This is a genomic window from Mesorhizobium sp. M1334 (assembly GCF_040317995.1).
In the GTDB taxonomy this organism is placed as follows: Bacteria; Pseudomonadota; Alphaproteobacteria; order Rhizobiales; family Rhizobiaceae; genus Mesorhizobium.
Map to the genome: position 1 here is coordinate 85,443 of NZ_JAMYLM010000007.1, position 17,347 is coordinate 102,789.

The window sequence follows — 17,347 nt, forward strand, 5'->3', positions numbered from 1 at the left end:
AACGTGGGCAGCTGACAGGCGTTTGGCGTTCTCCTGCTCGTATTGTCCTTCGCATTTCGAATGATTTGAGACGCCAATGAAGCTTTTCGACTGCCCGCATTGCGGCCATCGTCTCTATTTCGAGAACGCGCAATGCCTGAACTGCGCCAGCCTCGTGCTCTACGATCCCGAGCATGCGTGCTTCGCGCTGTCCGGCGGCGACGTCTTCCATTGCACCAATGCCGACGAATGCGCCTGCAACTGGATGGCTGAGCCCGGCCACGCCTTCTGCCGCGCCTGTGCGCTGAACCAGCTGATCCCGGATCTGTCGGTCGACGGCAACCGCCGCCGCTGGATCCGTGTCGAGGCGGCAAAGAAGCGTGCCGTGTATTCGCTGCTCGCCTTCGGCCTGCCAGTCGCACCCAAGCAGAATCCCGGCGACGAGATCGGCCTCGCTTTCGATTTTCTTGCCGATCCGATCGGCGGCGGTCCCGGCGGCGAGCGTATCTTGACCGGCCACGACAACGGCCGGATCACGCTCAACGTCGCCGAGGCGGATTCGGCAGAGCGCGAGCGACGGCGCGTCGAGATGGGCGAGAACTACCGCACGCTGCTCGGCCATTTCCGCCATGAACTCGGCCATTATTACTGGGACCGCCTGATCCGCGACGATCCGCAAAGGCTTGCCGGTTTTCGCGCTTTGTTCGGCGACGAGCGCGCCGATTACGAACAGGCGCTGAAGACCTATTATGCCGATGGCGCGCCGCCCGACTGGCAGCAGCGCCATATCTCGGCCTATGCGACGTCGCACCCATGGGAGGACTGGGCCGAGACATGGGCGCATCACATGCACATCACCGACACGCTGGAGATGGTGCATGCCCTGAATTTCCCGCTCGGCCGGTTGGAAACCGTTGAAGCCAACGAGCTGCCGCGCGCCGATACCGGCGGCAAGTTGCAGCCGGCACCATCGGAACCCGCCCCCAGGCCAGAGCCCTTCGAAAGGATTCTCGAGCGCTGGCTGGTGCTGTCGGAGGCGTCCAACTCGATCAACCGCTGCATGGGCCTGCCCGATCTTTATCCGTTCGTCATCTCGGACGTGGCGGCGCAAAAACTTGCTTTTGTTCACGAGCTTTTGACCGACCTGCCGAAAACGACTGGAACAAATCGTGAGCCGGCCGAAGCTTTTTAGCCGGAACGCATGCGGCTTTGCTTCGTTTTCCGTGCCAAGGGACTGTGAAACGGAGAGAAGACCATGAAACGCATATTGTTTCCGGCGGTGGCCGGAGCGCTCATAGCGATGTCGGGCTCTGCTTTGGCCGACACCGCCGTCTCGGCCATCACCGATCTCAATGTACGCGCCGGCCCCGGCCCACAATATCCGGTCATCGGTGTGCTCGCGGCCGGCCAGTCGGCGACGCTCGACGGCTGCATCGCCAATAGCAAATGGTGCACCATCGCCGAGGCCAACGGCCAGGGCTGGGTCTATTCCGACTATGTGACGGCCGATTTCGGCGGCAGCCGTGTGGTCCTGACACAGCGTCCGGCCAGCGCCGACATTGCCGTCGTGACACCGCCTGCCGATAGCGCCGAATATTCCGACACCTATACCGGAGCGATCGTTGCCGGCGAGGCGATCGAGCCCATCCGCAGACCGCCGGCCGAGATCCGCACCTATGTCCGTACGCATCGGCTCGAACCGGTCTATCTCGAGGGCGAGGTGGTGACCGGCGCGACGTTGCCTGACACCGTCGAGCTGCGCGAGATTCCGGACTATGATTACCGCTATGTCTATGTGAACGGCCAGCCGGCACTGGTCGATCCAGGCACCAGGCGCATCATGTACGTCGAGCGCTGACAATACAAACAGGGCGGTCGCCTATGGCGGCGGCCGCTCGCACTGCCGACATTGCCACAAGCCGGTACTGCCGCTGCAATACCGGTTTCCACATTGCGGCCGATGTTCTAGACCTTGCGAGCCGAAGCACCAGCCAGCGAGCCCGCGTGACGATCGACCCAACCGCCTTCCAACAGTACCGGCACACCACCAACAACAAGACCACTTTGCCGCGGCTTCTGCTTGGAGCGGTGGTCGTCATCCTGTTCTGGCTCGGAACCACTGCCGCCGTGCTGTTCGGCGGCACATATGCCTTTGCCGTTTGGCAGGCGTCATCTGGCACCGCCTCGCCAGGTGGAGGAGCGGTGCAGGATTTCATGGCCTCTCCTGCGGGCATCCTCGCGGCGCTGGCTTCATTTGCCGGAATCTGGCTCGGCCTTTGGGCTGCAATGCGCTGGATCCATCGCGAGAAGCTGACCGTCCTGATTGGCGTCAGCCGGCGCATTTCTTGGGCGGGGTTCCTGAAAGGGTTGACCGCGGTGCTGATCACCTCGCTGCTTTCCGAGATCCTGCTTTATGGTTTGCAGCCCGACATCGCGCGCGGCGCGATCGGCCTGTCCTGGTGGCTTTTGTTCCTGATCCCGATCGCCGCCCTGACCTTTCTGCAGACCTCGTCGGAGGAGATGCTTTTTCGCGGTTATCTGCTCAGGGGCCTGGCGAGCCGGTTCCAGAACCCTTTCATCTGGGCGCTGCTGCCGGGATTGCTGTTCACCTCCCTGCACTGGAGCCCAGGTTCGAGCGCCGCCATCAATGCCTGCGTGCTGGCCTCGATCGCCGCCTTTGCGCTGTTGCTGACCCTTCTGGTCTATGCCACCGGCAATCTCGGTGCCGGCTTCGGCGCCCATCTCGGCAACAATCTGACCGGTTTCCTGCTGATTTCGCACCAGCAAAGCTATAATTCCTTCGCCCTGTTCAACGCCAAGCCGCTCGAATCCGCCGGCTGGACGACTTTAGACGCCGTCCTCATCGCCGTGATCGGCATCGTCAGCAGCCTGTTGACTGTTCTGTTGCTTTTGCATCCGCGCTCACCGCTGAAGGTCGAGCCGGATATGCCGCGCGCCGGCGGCGTGCGCTGATGCGCCTTGCCTGGCCGCCCCGAGCATATTTGGCGCAAAGCCTGACCAAGCTTGACTCTGCAGCCGATTTCCTGTCTACACGCCGCGAAATCCGCGACGAGTATTCCTCCGAGCAAACCGACCGGGACGCCGAAACCTCCTTGAGGTGAAGTGCTGTAAATCGATCCCGGAGGCCAACACCCGGCAGCGCTGTGCGCCCCCGGGTGCTTTTTGGCTTTGGGCTTTTGCCCGGACCGGCTTTTGCTTGGACAGTTGGCGCGAACGCATTACCTCTCGGGCATCATCCGGGTGCCAGGGAAAAGGAAAAAGAATGTTTGAATCGCTACAGGAACGCACAAGAGGCGTGGAGGGCCATCGGCCCGACAGGGATCAAAATCAATCCAAGGCGCTGTCGCGCGGTGGGTTGACCAATGTTTGAGTCCCTGCAAGAGCGCCTTGGTTCGATCCTGAACGGCCTCACCGGCCGCGGCGCCTTGTCGGAGGCTGACGTCTCGGCGGCGCTGCGCGAGGTGCGCCGTGCGTTGCTCGAGGCCGACGTGGGCCTGGAAGTGGTGCGTTCCTTCACCGACAAGGTGCGCGAAAAGGCCGTCGGCGCTGCCGTGGTCAAGTCGATCAAGCCCGGCCAGATGGTCGTCAAGATCGTCCATGACGAGCTGGTCGAGATGCTCGGCGCCGAGGGCGTCGCCATCGATCTCAATGCACCGGCTCCGGTCGTCATCATGATGGTCGGCTTGCAGGGTTCCGGCAAGACGACGACCTCGGCCAAGATCGCCAGGCGCCTCACCGATCGTCAAAACAAGAAGGTTTTGATGGCCTCGCTCGACACGCGGCGGCCCGCCGCACAAGAGCAGCTCCGCCAGCTCGGCGAGCAGGTCAAGGTCGCCACATTGCCGATCGTCGCCGGCCAGACGCCGGTCGACATCGCCCGCCGCGCCGTGCAGGCGGCCAAGCTCGGCGGCCATGACGTCGTCATCCTCGACACTGCCGGCCGCACCCATATAGACGAGCCGCTGATGGTCGAGATGGCCGACATCAAGAAGATGTCGTCGCCGCACGAGATCCTGCTGGTTGCCGATTCGCTGACCGGCCAGGACGCCGTCAATCTGGCAAAAAGCTTCGACGAGCGCGTCGGCATCACCGGCCTCGTGCTGACCCGCATGGACGGCGACGGCCGCGGTGGTGCGGCGCTCTCGATGCGCGCCGTTACCGGCAAGCCGATCAAGCTGATCGGCACCGGCGAAAAAGTGGACGCGCTGGAGGAATTCCATCCCAAGCGTATCGCCGACCGCATCCTCGGCATGGGCGACATCGTCAGCCTCGTCGAAAAGGCGGCCGAGAACATCGACGCCGAGCAGGCGGCGGCGATGGCCAGGAAAATGCAGTCGGGCAAGTTCGACCTGAACGACCTCGCCGGCCAGCTTCAGCAAATGTCGAAAATGGGCGGCATGGGAGGCATCATGGGGATGATGCCCGGTATGGGCAAGATGAAGGACCAGATGGCCGCCGCCGGTCTCGACGACAAGATGTTCGGCCGCCAGCTCGCCATCATCTCGTCGATGACTAAGGCCGAGCGCGCCAACCCCGATATTCTGAAGCACTCGCGCAAGAAGCGCATCGCCGCCGGCTCGGGCACCGACGCGGCCGAAATCAACAAACTGTTGAAGATGCATCGCGGCATGGCCGACATGATGAAGGCGATGGGCGGCAAGGGCAAAGGCGGCGGCCTGATGCGCGGCATGATGGGCGGCCTCGCTTCCAAGATGGGGCTCGGCGGCATGATGCCTGGCGGCCCAGGCGGTCCCGGAGGCGGCATGATGGGCGGCGGCATGCCGGATCTCTCCAAGATGGACCCCAAGCAGCTCGAAGCCTTGCAGAAGCAGGCGCAGGCGGCCGGGCTCGGCGGCATGAAGGGCCTGCCCGGCGGTCTTCCCGGTGGCGGTGGCCTGCCTGGGCTGCCCGGCGGCATGAAACTTCCCGGCCTGCCGGGCGGTGGCGGGCTGCCAATGCTTGGCAAGAATGGCCTCGGCAAGAAGAAGTGAGGGCGCCATGAACGAAGAGAAGGACATGGCGGACGCACGTGCGGCGCTGGCCAATTATCGCGCCTCGATCGACAACATCGACGCGGCGCTGATCCACATGCTGGCCGAGCGCTTCCGCTGCACCAAGGCAGTCGGTGTGCTGAAGGCGGAACATGGCCTGCCGCCTGCCGACCCGGCGCGTGAGCAGGAGCAGATCGCCCGTCTTCGCCAACTGGCCAAGGACGCCCATCTCGACCCGGATTTCGCGGAGAAATTTCTGAACTTCGTCGTCCGCGAAGTGATCCGCCATCACGAGCAGATCGCCGCATCCAACGGCGTGACGAAAACCGGCTGAGGACCAGCCACCAACCGATCAACCAAATCAGAACTTTTAGGAGAAGAGAAATGCCACTGAAAATCCGATTGGCCCGTGCGGGCTCGAAGAAGCGTCCCTATTACCATGTCGTCGTCGCCGACGCGCGTTCGCCGCGCGACGGTCGTTTCATCGAGTCGCTCGGCTCGTGGAACCCGCTGCTGCCCAAGGACGGCGAACGCGTCAAGGTCGACGCCGAACGCGTCAAGCATTGGCTGTCGCATGGCGCCCAGCCGACCGACCGCGTGCTGCGCTTCCTTGATGAAGCCGGCATCGCCAAGCGCGAAGCCCGCTCCAACCCGAAGAAGGCCGAGCCCGGCAAGAAGGCGCAGGAGCGCGCAGCCTTGCTGAAGAAGGCGCAGGAAGATGCCGCCGCGGCCGTTGCCGCCGCTGCAGCCGCGCCGGAAGCCGCCAGCGCCGAATAAACCATCTCCACAACCACGAAACGGCGGGCCTTGCCCGCCGTTTTGCTGTTCGTCCGCATGGTGCGGCCCGATCAATAGCCCTCGGGGCAACTCGCAACGTACACACGACCGTTACGATCGCGATAACGGCACTGGCCGCTTTCGCTGGCACGGCCGATCAGCGCACCGGCCAAAGCGCCGGCCGCACCGCCGATCACCGCGCCCTTGGTTGGGTTGCCGGCCACCGCAGCGCCGACCGCCGCACCGCCCAGGCCACCAACTGCCGCGCCTTGCTCAGTGCGGGAGCAGGCACCGAGCGGTACCAGCAAGGCCATCAAGATCATCACCTTTTTCATTGTCGTTCCTCTCCAACAGGGTGCCGTCCTCGCCGCTGAACCTCCTAACTCGCAACCAGGCGATTTGATCCAAAGAAGAAGATCGGCTGCCGCCCGGCGGCGCTCGATTTGATCCAACTCGATTTGATCCAAAGAGTAGAAAAGCGGCGGCAGATCGCGCCCGCTCTGGCGGCGTGGCCACCATCGAACGGCTTTCGAAGTCGCCGCTATTGGTTGAATGGGAACAACCCGCGCACCCTTGGATCGCGCAGATACAGGCCACCCCAGAGGATGGCGCCGAGATAGACGCCGAACAGTATGTGCGAGAACAAAGGGCTGCCGATCCGCACATGCGTGGCGACGGCGCCGCCGAGATAAGCGGTGAGCAGGATGGCGCCGAGCACCGAGGTGCGCGGCAGCGCGTAAAGCGCTGTCGAGACCAGTCCGATGATGCCGAGAATGCGCGAGACATTGGCATCGGCCGGCCAGCCGAGCTGCACCATGGTCTGGGTGACGATTTCGAGCGGCGGTAGCTTGATCACGCCGTCGAAGATCATGAACAGCACGACGACGGCGCTGAGCACGCGGCCGGCCCACAAGGCACGCGATGAGACGGGTGCTGCCTGAGACATGGTCATTGATGGTCCCTCCGGTCGTTGTGAGCACTGGCTCCTCCGCCAGCTCGAACCAAGGACGCGGCCCGTGACGGCGATCCGACATGTCTCCAGTTCTTTTCACTCCAGCGGCGAACCTTGGGTGTGTACGTTCAGTCAGCAACGAACCTGGCCAAGTCCACCTTGCGGGGTGAGGTGGAGGGCGTTATCGAAAATCCATAGAAGTGTCTTCGAGCGCTCGACGCAGCAGCCGCCTAGTCGCACAACGAAAGCAATCGATGGCCGGAGCGACCGACCTGAAACAGTTGCTGGCGGCAATGACGCCGGAATTGCTTGCCGGGGTTCATGTGTTCACCACGTTGCCACCCGATGCGCCCGTTCCCGACAGGCTCCACCCGGTGATGCTATTTCGCGAGCGCGAGGGCATTACGCTGATCGTGCATGAAGACCATGCCAAGGCCGCTGGACTGAAAACCGTGTTCCGCTGCCGGATGCTGACGCTGAACATCCATTCGTCGCTGGACGCGGTCGGCTTCCTCGCCGCCATCACCGCACGACTGGCCGCGGCCGGCATCGGCGTCAATCCGGTCTCGGCCTTCTACCACGATCACCTGTTCGTGCCCGCCGACCGGGCGGAGGAGGCGCTGGAGTTGCTGAGGAAGCTCACCGCCGACAGCCGATCAGCATGATGTCAACGCCTGCATGTGGCGTCGACGCCAAAGCAGACTAGGTGGATACAGCGAGAGCAATTAGAAGCCCGGCCGGACCGAAGCGATCTGGTCAGCCAATTTATGTTCGCATCCGGCGCATTTTAGTATTCGATCTTCAAATCGAGCTTGACCGCCTCTGTCCGCACCCCTGCAAGCTGGGCCACGCGGTCTCTTGCCCATGCCATCACTTCAGCGATGGTTGACAGACCGGGCGCGACCGCCTCAGGGGAGTGCTCCGGCTCTTCGCTATCCGCCTCTTCTTGAGGATGGGCAGCTAATAGCTCGGGAATGGAGTAGATCGCTACACTCTTGTAGTGGTCAAGAATGCCGGTCCCGACGCTGGCGGCCAGACCGCGATTGTCTCGGTCGAGCCCAACCCACATGCCAAAATTGTCCTTGATCATCTGGCCTTCCTTTGAGCGGGCGGCGTAGTGGGCATTGAACCGCCTGCGCACGTCCTCGGCGGGGAAAATATAGACCTCGATATTTTCCGGGTCGTCCTTCGAGTCCACCGTTGCAACGATGACCGTCTCGACATCATCGAGGGTCTTCCACTTGGTGCCTCCCTCCAAGGGAGGGAAAGCGATGTAACGGTCGCGTGTGGTGCGGATAGACGCCGTCGTCGTCTTGCCGTCCTTGGTGATATTCCAAATGTTTGACAGGCCCCGTCCCGGCACCCGAGTCAGGGAGTAGCCCTGGGCCTCCGCTGCCCTCTTCGCCGCTTCCACCAGTAAACGCCACTTAACCGTTTCAGAAAGTCCGCTCAACAAATTGGCCATTGTAGTCGTCTCCGTTTACGGCGTGCTCGTTCTGGGGCAGCTCGATTGGGCTGGATATATGGTACGGAAAATTGTTTGTCAACGTTTTCCATACGGTTGAATTGGTACGGTTGCAAGTAGCTGGCTTGGGCAATTGGCCCAAAGACAATTCAAACGGTTCAGCCTCAGTCTGTGAGCCTGTCAAGCAGGGTGACAGGCCAGCCTGGCGCGGTCATTTGCCACCAGTGCCCAGCTTAAGGATTTCAGGCCTGAGAGCGGAGAACCTGACGAGGCGGCGGAGGAGGGCGATGGCGATATGGAAAGCTGGCGGAGGAGAACCGGCTTTGACGCCGGCCCGATGCGAACTCCCTGAGACGCCGGCGCTGCCCCTCATCCACCCTTCGGGCACCTTCTCCCCGTTGAACGGGGAGAAGGAAGAAGCGCCCCGGGCCGAGCCCGCGACTGCGGGCCGCCGGCCTTCCGGCGCCCCGCGGAGGCCAGCCGCGTTAGCGGCGATACGGCCGTGAGCGAAACTACGCCGCCTTCTTCTTTGGCTGGATCAGCCCGCGCTCGACCAGCAGTTCGGCGATCTGAACCGCATTGAGTGCCGCGCCCTTGCGCAGATTGTCGGAGACGATCCACATCGAAAGGCCGTTGTCGATGGTCGAATCCTCGCGGATGCGCGAGATGAAGGTGGCGTCCTCGCCGGCCGATTCCAGTGGCGTGATGTAGCCGCCGTCCTCGCGCTTGTCGATGACCTGGCAGCCCGGCGCCTCGCGCAGGATCTCGCGCGCCTCATCGGCGGTGATCGGCTTTTCGAACTCGATGTTGACCGCTTCCGAATGACCGATGAACACCGGCACCCGCACGCAGGTCGCCGTCAGCTTGATCTTGGGGTCGAGCATCTTCTTGGTCTCGGCCACCATCTTCCACTCTTCCTTGGTGAAGCCGTCGTCGAGGAAGACGTCGATATGCGGGATGACGTTGAAGGCAATACGCTTGGTGAACTTCTTGATGTCGACGGTGTCGGCGACGAACACCGCGCGCGTCTGCGTGAACAATTCGTCCATGCCTTCCTTGCCGGCGCCGGAGACCGACTGGTAGGTGGCGACGACGACGCGCTTGATGGTGGCAGCGTCATGCAGCGGCTTCAGCGCCACGACCAGCTGCGCCGTCGAGCAGTTCGGGTTGGCGATGATGTTCTTGCGCGTGAACAGCGAGATCGCATCCGGGTTCACTTCCGGAACGATCAGCGGCACGTCCTGATCGTAACGGAAGGCCGACGAATTGTCGATGACGACGCAGCCCTGCTTGCCGATCTTCGGCGACCATTCCTTGGAGACGTTGCCGCCAGCCGACATGATGCAGATGTCGGTGTCTGAAAAATCATATTGGTCGAGCGCCCTGACCTTCAGCGTGCGGTCGCCGAACGACACTTCCGTGCCCTGGCTGCGCCGCGAGGCCAGCGCCACCACCTCGCTCACCGGAAAGCCGCGTTCCTCCAGTATGTTGAGCATTTCCCGGCCCACATTGCCCGTGGCGCCGACGATCGCAACCTTGAAACTCATCGAAATCTCCTGTCCCTCTCCGCTCGGTTTCTGGAGAAAACCCGCCGGCCGATGCGGGTTTCAACCCCCGGGCCGGACCCGGGAGAGGGTGGTTAGGCCAAGGGAATCAGACCGTTTTGGTGGTCGTTTTGCCGGTTTTTTTGAGCAACAACGTGGGTTTGCTGGAACGAGGAGACGCAGCGACGCACCCGGTCCAATGGTTCGCATTGGGGCCGGGGATGTCGAATGCAAGGAGCGCCATCATAAGGCCGAGCATCGAAACTATCCCGTTCGGTGCCGGCTTTTACGCGGTTTGCGTCCAGAGTCAATCGCAAGCAGGCCGACCCGCCCGCCCTGTACAATGCCAGCGGCACCAAGTACGAACGGGTATCGTCTGGCTCGTGGCGCCCGTCCGTGGCGCTTGCCGACATTTACCCGTCGCCGGGTATTCAGAATCCGAATTTCGAAAGAGCAAGATGTCCAATTTCGAAGCTATTGTTCCCGCGCTGGCAAAGGCGCTGGAAAAACGCGGCTATGTCGAGCTGACGCCGGTGCAGAAAGCGGTTCTCGAGCTTGGCCAGGCCGATGCGCTGGTTTCGGCCCAGACCGGCTCCGGCAAGACCGTCGCCTTTGGGCTGGCTTTGGCGCCGACCCTTCTGGACGGCGCGGAACGCTTTTCCCACGCGGCGGCACCCATGGCACTGGCCGTCGCGCCGACGCGGGAACTGGCCCTGCAGGTGACGCGCGAGCTGGAATGGCTCTACGAGCTGACCGGGGCAGCGATAGCCTCCTGCGTCGGCGGCATGGACATGCGCACCGAGCGGCGCGCGCTGGAGCGCGGCGCCCACATCGTCGTCGGCACGCCCGGCCGCCTGCGCGACCACATCACCCGCAACTCGCTCGACATGTCGGCGCTCAAGGCAGTGGTGCTCGACGAGGCCGACGAGATGCTCGACCTCGGCTTTCGCGAGGACCTGGAATTCATCCTTGACGCGGCACCCGCCGATCGCCGCACGCTGATGTTTTCCGCCACTGTGCCGCGCTCCATCGCCACGCTGGCCAAGGGCTACCAGCGCGATGCGGTACGCATCTCGGCCTCGGGCGAGGAGAAGCAGCATCTCGACATCGAATACCGGGCGCTGAGCGTCGCTCAGGCGGACCGCGAAAACGCCATCATCAACGTGCTTCGCTACTACGAGGCGAAGAATGCATTGGTGTTCTGCAACACCCGCGCCGCCGTCAACCATCTGACGGCGCGCTTCAACAACCGCAACTTTTCCGTCGTGGCGCTGTCCGGCGAGCTTAGCCAGAACGAGCGCAGCCACGCGCTGCAGGCGATGCGCGACGGCCGCGCAAAAGTCTGCATCGCCACCGACGTCGCGGCACGCGGCATCGACCTGCCCAACCTCGAACTGGTCGTCCACGCCGACTTGCCGACCAACCCGGAGACGCTCCTGCACCGAAGCGGGCGGACGGGACGGGCAGGACGCAAGGGCGTCAGCGCGCTGATCGTGCCCAACAATGCCCGCAGGCGCACCGAACGCCTGCTGCAAAGCGCCGGCCTTGCGGCGACGTGGGCGAGCCCGCCTTCGGCCGACGACGTCTTGCGCCGCGACGACGAACGCATCCTCGCCGACCCGGTCTTCAGCGAGCCGGTGACGGACGATGAGCGCGGCTTCGTCAACGCGCTTCTCGACCAACGTGGCGCCGAACTGGTGGCGGCGGCCTTCGTGCGTCTCTGCCGCTCCAGCCGCTCGGCGCCCGAGGATCTCTTGGACGTCGCTCCGTTCACGCCGTCGGGCGACAGACCCGCTGGCGACAGAGCCGCCCGCCGCGACGAGGCACCGAGCCGCCGCGACGATTTCGGCGACAGCGTCTGGTTCTCGCTGTCGGTCGGGCGCCGGCAGAACGCCGAGCCGCGCTGGCTGATCCCGATGCTGTGCCGGACAGGCGGCATTTCCAAGCGCGAGATAGGCGCGATCAAGATGCAGCCGGAGGAAACCTTCGTGCAGATCGCGGCGGACTGGGCCGAGCGCTTCCTCGCTGCGATCGGTCCCGACCGCAAGCTGCAGGGCAACATTGCGGTCAAGCGGCTGGACGCCACGCCGGATTTGTCGCGAGCCGGCTATCAGGAACCAAGGCCCGACAAGAAGCCGCACCGCGGCAAGCGCACCTTCGATCAGCATGCGCCCAAATTCGAGAAGCGCGCACCGGCCGACCAGCGCCCGGCATTCGAGACGAAGCCCTGGGCCGGGAAACCGGCCAAGGCGAAGTTCGAAGGTGGACCTGCGAAACACAAGAAATCGAAGAAACGGCCGGGGTAAATAGCCAGCACTCTCCATTTCCGCACGCCCTTGCGGTCTGCCGGAACTTTGCACAGTCTGGGGCAGGGAAACGGGGGTGGGCAGGACATGCGCGGCGAAGTTCTTCATTACGACGAAGACCAGGGTTTTGGTTTCATCACCGGAGCCGACGGCAACCGCTACACTTTGGCGCGCGAAGATTTGCGCCGCGAAGCATCGGTTGCCGGAGGTACTACCGTCGAATTCCAGCCGGCTGGCGGACGGGCACGCGATGTTTTTTCGATCCGCGCCCAACCTCGCAGTGCGCCTGCCGACGCCTCCACTGCAACCGCCGTGCCATCTCAGGCTGGCAATGCGCCAGCGGCACGTCAGCCGCAGCATTTCGGCCGTTCCGCTGAACAAAGTCCGGCCGAATCCGCCGGCCTGTGGAACTATTTCTGGCTGGGTCTGACCGAGAATTACTTCAACTTCGCCGGCCGTGCCCGCCGCAAGGAATATTGGGGGTATTGCCTGTTCTGGACGATCGCGCTGATTGTGGTCATAGGCATCGGCGTCTTCATCGACGACGCCATGGGCAATCTCGACAACAGTGAATTGCCGGCAGTGACGGTCGGCCTTTTCGGTCTCTTTCTGCTGGCGACAGCCCTGCCGTGGTTCGGGCTGAACGTGCGTCGGCTGCACGACATCGGCCTGACCGGCTGGCTCTTCCTGCTTTTCCTGATCCCGACCTTCGGCACCGTGATCATCCTGATCTTCGCGCTCATCCCGACACAGGCACGTGAAAACCAGTGGGGTCCAGTGCCGGCAGGCGTCAGGGTTTAGCCGGCGCCGTGCCTCGCAGCCGCTCCATTCGCACATGTCATGCGTGCATATTGCAATTGAAAACAACCTTGGATAGTATCAGTACGGCACAGTATTTGGGGGCAAGCAATGCGCGGCGCGATTTATCATTATGACCAGGATCAGGGTTTCGGATACATCAATGGAGCCGACGGCAAGCGTTACATCGTCGGGCATGAGGATCTGAGTCCCGGCGTGGCGTTGGTCAGAGGCGCACCCGTCGAGTTCCAGCCGGACGATGGGACTGCGCGCGCCGTCATTGCAGGAAGGCCAAGGGCTGCGGAATCCCGCAGCCTCATTCCCAACGGCGTTGAACCTGCCCAATCCACCGGATTATGGGCTTATTTCTGGCGCGCATTCAAAGTGAGACATGTCAGCTTCACCGGCCGCGCCTGCCGCAAGGAATTTTGGGGCTTTTTTCTGCTCACGCTGATCGTGTTCTTCGCGCTTCTTGCGTTCGGCGTCCTCATCAATGCAGCGATCACAGCTGTCAGAGGCGACCTGGAATTTGGAGCTTTGGGTTATGCGCCAGCCTTCGTGTTCCTGCTACTGACTGTCCTGCCGTGGTTTGCCCTTATGGTACGACGCCTGCACGACATCGGCCTGAGCGGCTGGTTCGTTTTGCTGTACTTCGTTCCCGGCTTCAACACGCTGGGTCTGTTGGCGCTTGGGCTTATCCCATCCAAGGTCGGTGAAAACCTTTGGGGTCCGGTGCCGGCGGGCGTCAGGATTTAGCGATCGCCTTCAGCGCCTCGCTCGAAAGCCTGAGGAAGACCTTCCGGCCCTGGCGCTCCGCGCCGAGCCCGACGTAGAAGCGCAGCGCACGCTCGTTCCAGTCCTCGGTGGTCAGGTCGATGCGGCCGATGCCTTCGCGCAGGCAATGGCCGGCAAGGAATGCCATCAGCGCTCGACCGACACCGCCATTGCGGGCATCATCGCGTACGAATAGGTCCTTAAGGAACAGCAGCCGCTCGAGATCGATGCCGGGATGCGCGATCGCAACCGAGGCCAGCCCGCAAACTTCACCATCGACGAAGGCGAGCGCAAAATGCGGATAGGCCGGACTTTCGTCGCCAAGCCATTTCTGCGCCGCCGACAAAGCTTGGCTGGCGTCGAGTGGCGGCTGCCGGTAATGCACCGCCATTTCGCAAAGCATGGCGGCGGGTGCCGCGGCATCCCCGGTCGTCGCCCAGCGGACGTCGACCGACACGGGATCAGCCCAGGAACTTGGCGATGATCGCGTCGCCCATCTCAGCGGTGCCGACCTCGGTCATCCCCGGCGAATGAATATCCCTGGTGCGCAAGCCCTGGTCGAGAACGGCGGCGATCGCGCCTTCCAGCCGGTCGGCCTCTTCAACCATGCCGAAGGAATAGCGCATGCACATGGCGAAGGAGGCGATCATGGCGATCGGATTGGCGATGCCCTTGCCGGCGATGTCGGGTGCCGAGCCGTGCACCGGCTCGTAGAGCGCCTTGCGCTTTTTTGTCTTCGCATCCGGCGCGCCTAGAGAGGCGGACGGCAGCATGCCGATCGAGCCGGTCAGCATGGCGGCGATGTCGGACAGCATGTCGCCGAACAGATTGTCGGTGACGATGACGTCGAACTGCTTCGGCCAGCGCACCAACTGCATGCCGCCGGCATCGGCCAACATGTGATCGAGCTTGACGTCGGCATAGCGCGCCTTGTGCGTCTGGGTGACGACCTCGTTCCACAGCACGCCAGATTTCATCACATTGCGCTTTTCCATCGAGGTGACGTGGTTCTTGCGCGTGCGTGCCAACTCGAAGGCAACGCCCGAAATGCGCTCGATCTCGAACGTATCGTAGACTTGGGTGTCGATGCCGCGCTTCTGGCCGTTGCCGAGATCGATGATCTGCTTCGGCTCGCCGAAATAGACGCCGCCGGTGAGCTCGCGCACGATGAGGATATCGAGCCCTTCGACCACCTCCTGCTTGAGCGAGGAGGACGCCGCCAGCGCCGGATAGCAGATTGCCGGCCTGAGATTGGCAAACAGCTCCATGTCCTTGCGCAGCCGCAGCAGACCCGCCTCCGGGCGCACCTCGTAAGGCACCGCATCCCATTTCGGTCCGCCGACGGCGCCGAACAGCACAGCGTCCGCGGCCATCGCCTTGGCCATGTCGGCATCGGAGATCGCCGCGCCATGCGCGTCATAGGCGCAGCCGCCGACAAGGCCCTCATCGGTAACGAAATCGCTGCCGAGCCTGTCGTTCATGGCGGCGATCAGCTTCTTCACCTCGGCCATCGCCTCGGGGCCGATGCCGTCGCCGGCAAGCAGGAGAAGATTTTTCGAAGCCATGAGAACCGTCCCGATTGTTTAGCGCATGAACGCGGCCTTGCTAAACGCCAAGCAGCCGGCGCGCAAGCCTGCGGTTCATAGCATCGGACCCAAAAGTGGAGACCGGTTTTGGGAGAATCCGATGCTCAAGCCAAAACGCCTACAGATGCGAAAGAATATTGACCAGCCTGCCGAACGGGTCGCGTACGAAGAAGCGCCGCACGCCCCAGGGTTCGTCCGCCGGACCGTATTCGATGACAAAGCCGGTCGTCCTCATGCTTTCAAGCGCGGCATCGACGTCGTCGACTTCGATAGAAATGTCCGGCACCGGCGTTCCTGATCCCCCTTCGGCCATGAAACTGACCTGCACGGACATCGTCTCTTGCGAGCCGTAGGTAGCGATCCAGCCCATATCCATCTTGAGATCGAGGCCGAGCACATCCTGATAGAAGGGTTTTGCCGCCGCGATATCCTGCGTGTCTATGTTTGCAACGATGCGCTTGACCTTCACCATGGGCCGATCCTCGTGCTAACCGTGTCGTTGTCGCAACCGTGACAGGCATCAGGCTGTGCGCCGCAGCGCCGTCACCTCGATCTCGATCTTCATCTCCGGCTTGTTGAGCTGGCACACGATCATCGTTGCCGCCGGCCTGATCTCGCCAAAGGCCTCGCCGAGGATCGGGAACACCACATCCACGAAAGCCGCATCGGTGATATAGTAATGTGCCCGCACCACATCGGCCATCTCGAAGCCGCCGTCTTGCAGTGCCTTGGCGATGGTAGAGAGGCAATTACGCGTCTGCGCCTCGACCGTCTCCGGCATCGTCATAGTGGCATAATCGTAGCCGGTCGTTCCGGACACGAAACACCAGTCGCCCTGCACCACAGCACGCGAATAGCCGGCGGTCTTCTCGAAGGGCGAACCGGTGGAGATCAGTTTTCGCATGGGGCGGCCTCGTTGGGTTGCTGAGCGTCGTCTAGCAGAGGGGGCCGGGCGGGTCATGAGCCAAGCTAGGCAAATTGTTGTCACGAGGCGGCAAGACGCAAACCTTGGAGATTGGCCGGAGCACCTATCCGTCGTCATCCTATGGCGGAGCAAGGAGCGTAGCGACGCAGCGTAGACCATAGGATCCATGCCGAGACATCATGGGCTTTGCCACGGTGCAGAATTTCTGCTCAGCCGCGCCTTCCGACAACGGTCGCGGCAGGGATCCTCGGGTCAAGCCCGAGGATGACGAATGCGCAGTTGCGACCCCTTGTCGAAACCTTAATTCGCCGACCCCAGCGCCTTGTCCAGCGCTTCCTTGACGTCGGCCGGCCATGTACTCACCGCCGGCCACGCGTCCGGCTCGGGCTTGTCGCCGCGGCGGGCGAAATAGAGCTTATGGTTGATCGGGTCGACGGCCATGAAACCGTCATTGCCGCCGCAATCATGCGGCACGCAGCCGCTGGCAAAAAAGGCGCCCGAAGCGGTCGCCTCAGTACCGCCGCCGACCAGCAGGCTGGTCGCCATGTCGGGCATGTCCTTGCCGAGCAGCGTCTCGGCTAGCCTGTAGACGGCCTCGTTGTGAAAGGCATCAATGATGTTGTCGTATTTCGACGGATCGACGTCTTTCCAGTCCGTGCCCGGCTCCGGCATGTAGGTCAGATTACCGGATGTCGTCAGCCCGTCCGTCGGCGACCATTGCAGCGCCGGCTTGGAATCGCCCGGCAAAAGATAGGGTACGAAATAGATGGCGCTGTCGGAGATCGCGGCCGGCGGTGCGCCGCATTCATCCTGCTCGACCGTGGTCGTCTGGATCGTGCCGCCTTCCGGCTTCCACACGATCACCTTGGCCGGGCCGCATTGATTGCCGCCGTCGCCGACATCGACCAGCGCCACCTTGACACCGCCGACCTCGACGACCTTGTCGAAGAAGACGTCGTAATTGCGCGCCAGTTCCTTGCCGTCGAAGGCGAGCACCCGTTCCCCGTACTCTTCCTCCTGGGTGATGGTCAGCTGGCCGCCCTCGAACGGGATCGGCGCCTGTTTGTCATTGTCGGCTAGGGCCGCATTGCTCAACGCGCCCTGGTCGGCCCCGCCGGACGCATCGTCAGCCGGCACGAGCACCATATCTGTCTGTGCATGCGCGCCTGCCACTGGCATCAGAATCCACGCCAGCGCGCAGGCCCCTGCAAGAAGCGAACGTGTCATGA

The 17,347-nt window shown here is 62.9% G+C and carries 19 protein-coding genes; 10 read left to right on the top strand and 9 right to left on the bottom strand.

Annotated features, from left to right (window positions below; all coding sequences use genetic code 11):
• The first annotated feature begins 76 nt into the window (after window positions 1-76).
• The 6 genes from NKH17_RS15365 (at window position 77) to rpsP (ending at window position 5,768) form a co-directional block, all read left to right on the top strand.
• On the top strand, window positions 77-1,171 hold the full coding sequence (locus NKH17_RS15365; RefSeq protein WP_352701222.1) for a zinc-binding metallopeptidase family protein: 1,095 nt from the start codon (window positions 77-79) through the stop codon (window positions 1,169-1,171).
• Between the two features lie 63 nt (window positions 1,172-1,234).
• Entirely contained in the window at window positions 1,235-1,837 is a 603-nt protein-coding gene (locus tag NKH17_RS15370) for a DUF1236 domain-containing protein (RefSeq protein WP_352479695.1), read from the top strand.
• Between the two features lie 146 nt (window positions 1,838-1,983).
• The gene (locus NKH17_RS15375) at window positions 1,984-2,952 is read left to right on the top strand and encodes a CPBP family intramembrane glutamic endopeptidase (RefSeq protein ID WP_352899086.1); all 969 of its coding nucleotides are present in this window, start codon (window positions 1,984-1,986) and stop codon (window positions 2,950-2,952) included.
• 410 nt (window positions 2,953-3,362) lie between these two features.
• Window positions 3,363-4,991, top strand: coding sequence for a signal recognition particle protein (gene ffh, locus NKH17_RS15380; RefSeq protein WP_352899088.1), 1,629 nt, complete (start codon window positions 3,363-3,365; stop codon window positions 4,989-4,991).
• 7 nt (window positions 4,992-4,998) lie between these two features.
• Window positions 4,999-5,325: a chorismate mutase gene (locus tag NKH17_RS15385; RefSeq protein WP_254817890.1), complete on the top strand. Its 327-nt coding sequence runs from the start codon at window positions 4,999-5,001 to the stop codon at window positions 5,323-5,325.
• A 50-nt stretch (window positions 5,326-5,375) separates the two neighbouring features.
• A complete protein-coding gene (gene rpsP / locus NKH17_RS15390; protein WP_352899090.1) occupies window positions 5,376-5,768 on the top strand; it encodes a 30S ribosomal protein S16 in 393 nt (130 codons plus the stop codon).
• Window positions 5,769-5,839: 71 nt separating this feature from the next.
• On the opposite strand, the gene NKH17_RS15395 is transcribed toward rpsP, so the two are convergent.
• Window positions 5,840-6,103 (bottom strand): YMGG-like glycine zipper-containing protein, encoded by a 264-nt coding sequence (locus NKH17_RS15395; RefSeq protein WP_023680734.1) that lies wholly within the window; start codon window positions 6,101-6,103, stop codon window positions 5,840-5,842.
• A 206-nt stretch (window positions 6,104-6,309) separates the two neighbouring features.
• Window positions 6,310-6,720: a DoxX family protein gene (locus NKH17_RS15400; RefSeq protein ID WP_352479698.1), complete on the bottom strand. Its 411-nt coding sequence runs from the start codon at window positions 6,718-6,720 to the stop codon at window positions 6,310-6,312.
• A gap of 254 nt (window positions 6,721-6,974) precedes the next feature.
• Between NKH17_RS15400 and NKH17_RS15405 the strand changes: the two genes are divergently transcribed.
• Window positions 6,975-7,385, top strand: coding sequence for an ACT domain-containing protein (locus NKH17_RS15405; RefSeq protein WP_352899094.1), 411 nt, complete (start codon window positions 6,975-6,977; stop codon window positions 7,383-7,385).
• A 122-nt stretch (window positions 7,386-7,507) separates the two neighbouring features.
• On the opposite strand, the gene NKH17_RS15410 is transcribed toward NKH17_RS15405, so the two are convergent.
• Both NKH17_RS15410 and NKH17_RS15415 read right to left on the bottom strand, forming a co-directional pair.
• Complete coding sequence (locus NKH17_RS15410; protein ID WP_352899096.1) at window positions 7,508-8,185, bottom strand: hypothetical protein; 678 nt, start codon at window positions 8,183-8,185, stop codon at window positions 7,508-7,510.
• A gap of 512 nt (window positions 8,186-8,697) precedes the next feature.
• Window positions 8,698-9,732: an aspartate-semialdehyde dehydrogenase gene (locus NKH17_RS15415; protein ID WP_352899098.1), complete on the bottom strand. Its 1,035-nt coding sequence runs from the start codon at window positions 9,730-9,732 to the stop codon at window positions 8,698-8,700.
• A 455-nt stretch (window positions 9,733-10,187) separates the two neighbouring features.
• Here NKH17_RS15415 and NKH17_RS15420 point away from each other — a divergent pair, with 455 nt between their 5' ends.
• The 3 genes from NKH17_RS15420 to NKH17_RS15430 all read left to right on the top strand — a co-directional run bounded on the left by NKH17_RS15420 (window position 10,188) and on the right by NKH17_RS15430 (window position 13,589).
• A complete protein-coding gene (locus NKH17_RS15420) occupies window positions 10,188-12,035 on the top strand; it encodes a DEAD/DEAH box helicase (RefSeq protein ID WP_352701217.1) in 1,848 nt (615 codons plus the stop codon).
• Between the two features lie 87 nt (window positions 12,036-12,122).
• A complete protein-coding gene (locus NKH17_RS15425) occupies window positions 12,123-12,836 on the top strand; it encodes a DUF805 domain-containing protein (protein WP_352802864.1) in 714 nt (237 codons plus the stop codon).
• A gap of 108 nt (window positions 12,837-12,944) precedes the next feature.
• Window positions 12,945-13,589 carry a DUF805 domain-containing protein gene (locus NKH17_RS15430; RefSeq protein ID WP_352802867.1) on the top strand — a complete coding sequence of 215 codons (645 nt, stop codon included), beginning with the start codon at window positions 12,945-12,947 and terminating at the stop codon, window positions 13,587-13,589.
• On the opposite strand, the gene NKH17_RS15435 is transcribed toward NKH17_RS15430, so the two are convergent.
• The 5 genes from NKH17_RS15435 to NKH17_RS15455 form a co-directional block, all read right to left on the bottom strand.
• Window positions 13,579-14,064, bottom strand: coding sequence for a GNAT family N-acetyltransferase (locus NKH17_RS15435; protein WP_352899100.1), 486 nt, complete (start codon window positions 14,062-14,064; stop codon window positions 13,579-13,581). The two genes, NKH17_RS15430 and NKH17_RS15435, sit on opposite strands and share 11 nt — an antisense overlap.
• A 4-nt stretch (window positions 14,065-14,068) precedes the next feature.
• Window positions 14,069-15,172, bottom strand: a complete 1,104-nt coding sequence (leuB, locus tag NKH17_RS15440; RefSeq protein ID WP_254817899.1) for a 3-isopropylmalate dehydrogenase — start codon at window positions 15,170-15,172, stop codon at window positions 14,069-14,071.
• Window positions 15,173-15,311: 139 nt separating this feature from the next.
• Window positions 15,312-15,662, bottom strand: a complete 351-nt coding sequence (locus NKH17_RS15445) for a VOC family protein (RefSeq protein WP_352899157.1) — start codon at window positions 15,660-15,662, stop codon at window positions 15,312-15,314.
• A gap of 51 nt (window positions 15,663-15,713) precedes the next feature.
• On the bottom strand, window positions 15,714-16,097 hold the full coding sequence (locus NKH17_RS15450; protein WP_352738387.1) for a RidA family protein: 384 nt from the start codon (window positions 16,095-16,097) through the stop codon (window positions 15,714-15,716).
• A 321-nt stretch (window positions 16,098-16,418) separates the two neighbouring features.
• Complete coding sequence (locus tag NKH17_RS15455) at window positions 16,419-17,345, bottom strand: Ivy family c-type lysozyme inhibitor (RefSeq protein WP_352802875.1); 927 nt, start codon at window positions 17,343-17,345, stop codon at window positions 16,419-16,421.
• Window positions 17,346-17,347: the final 2 nt, after the last annotated feature.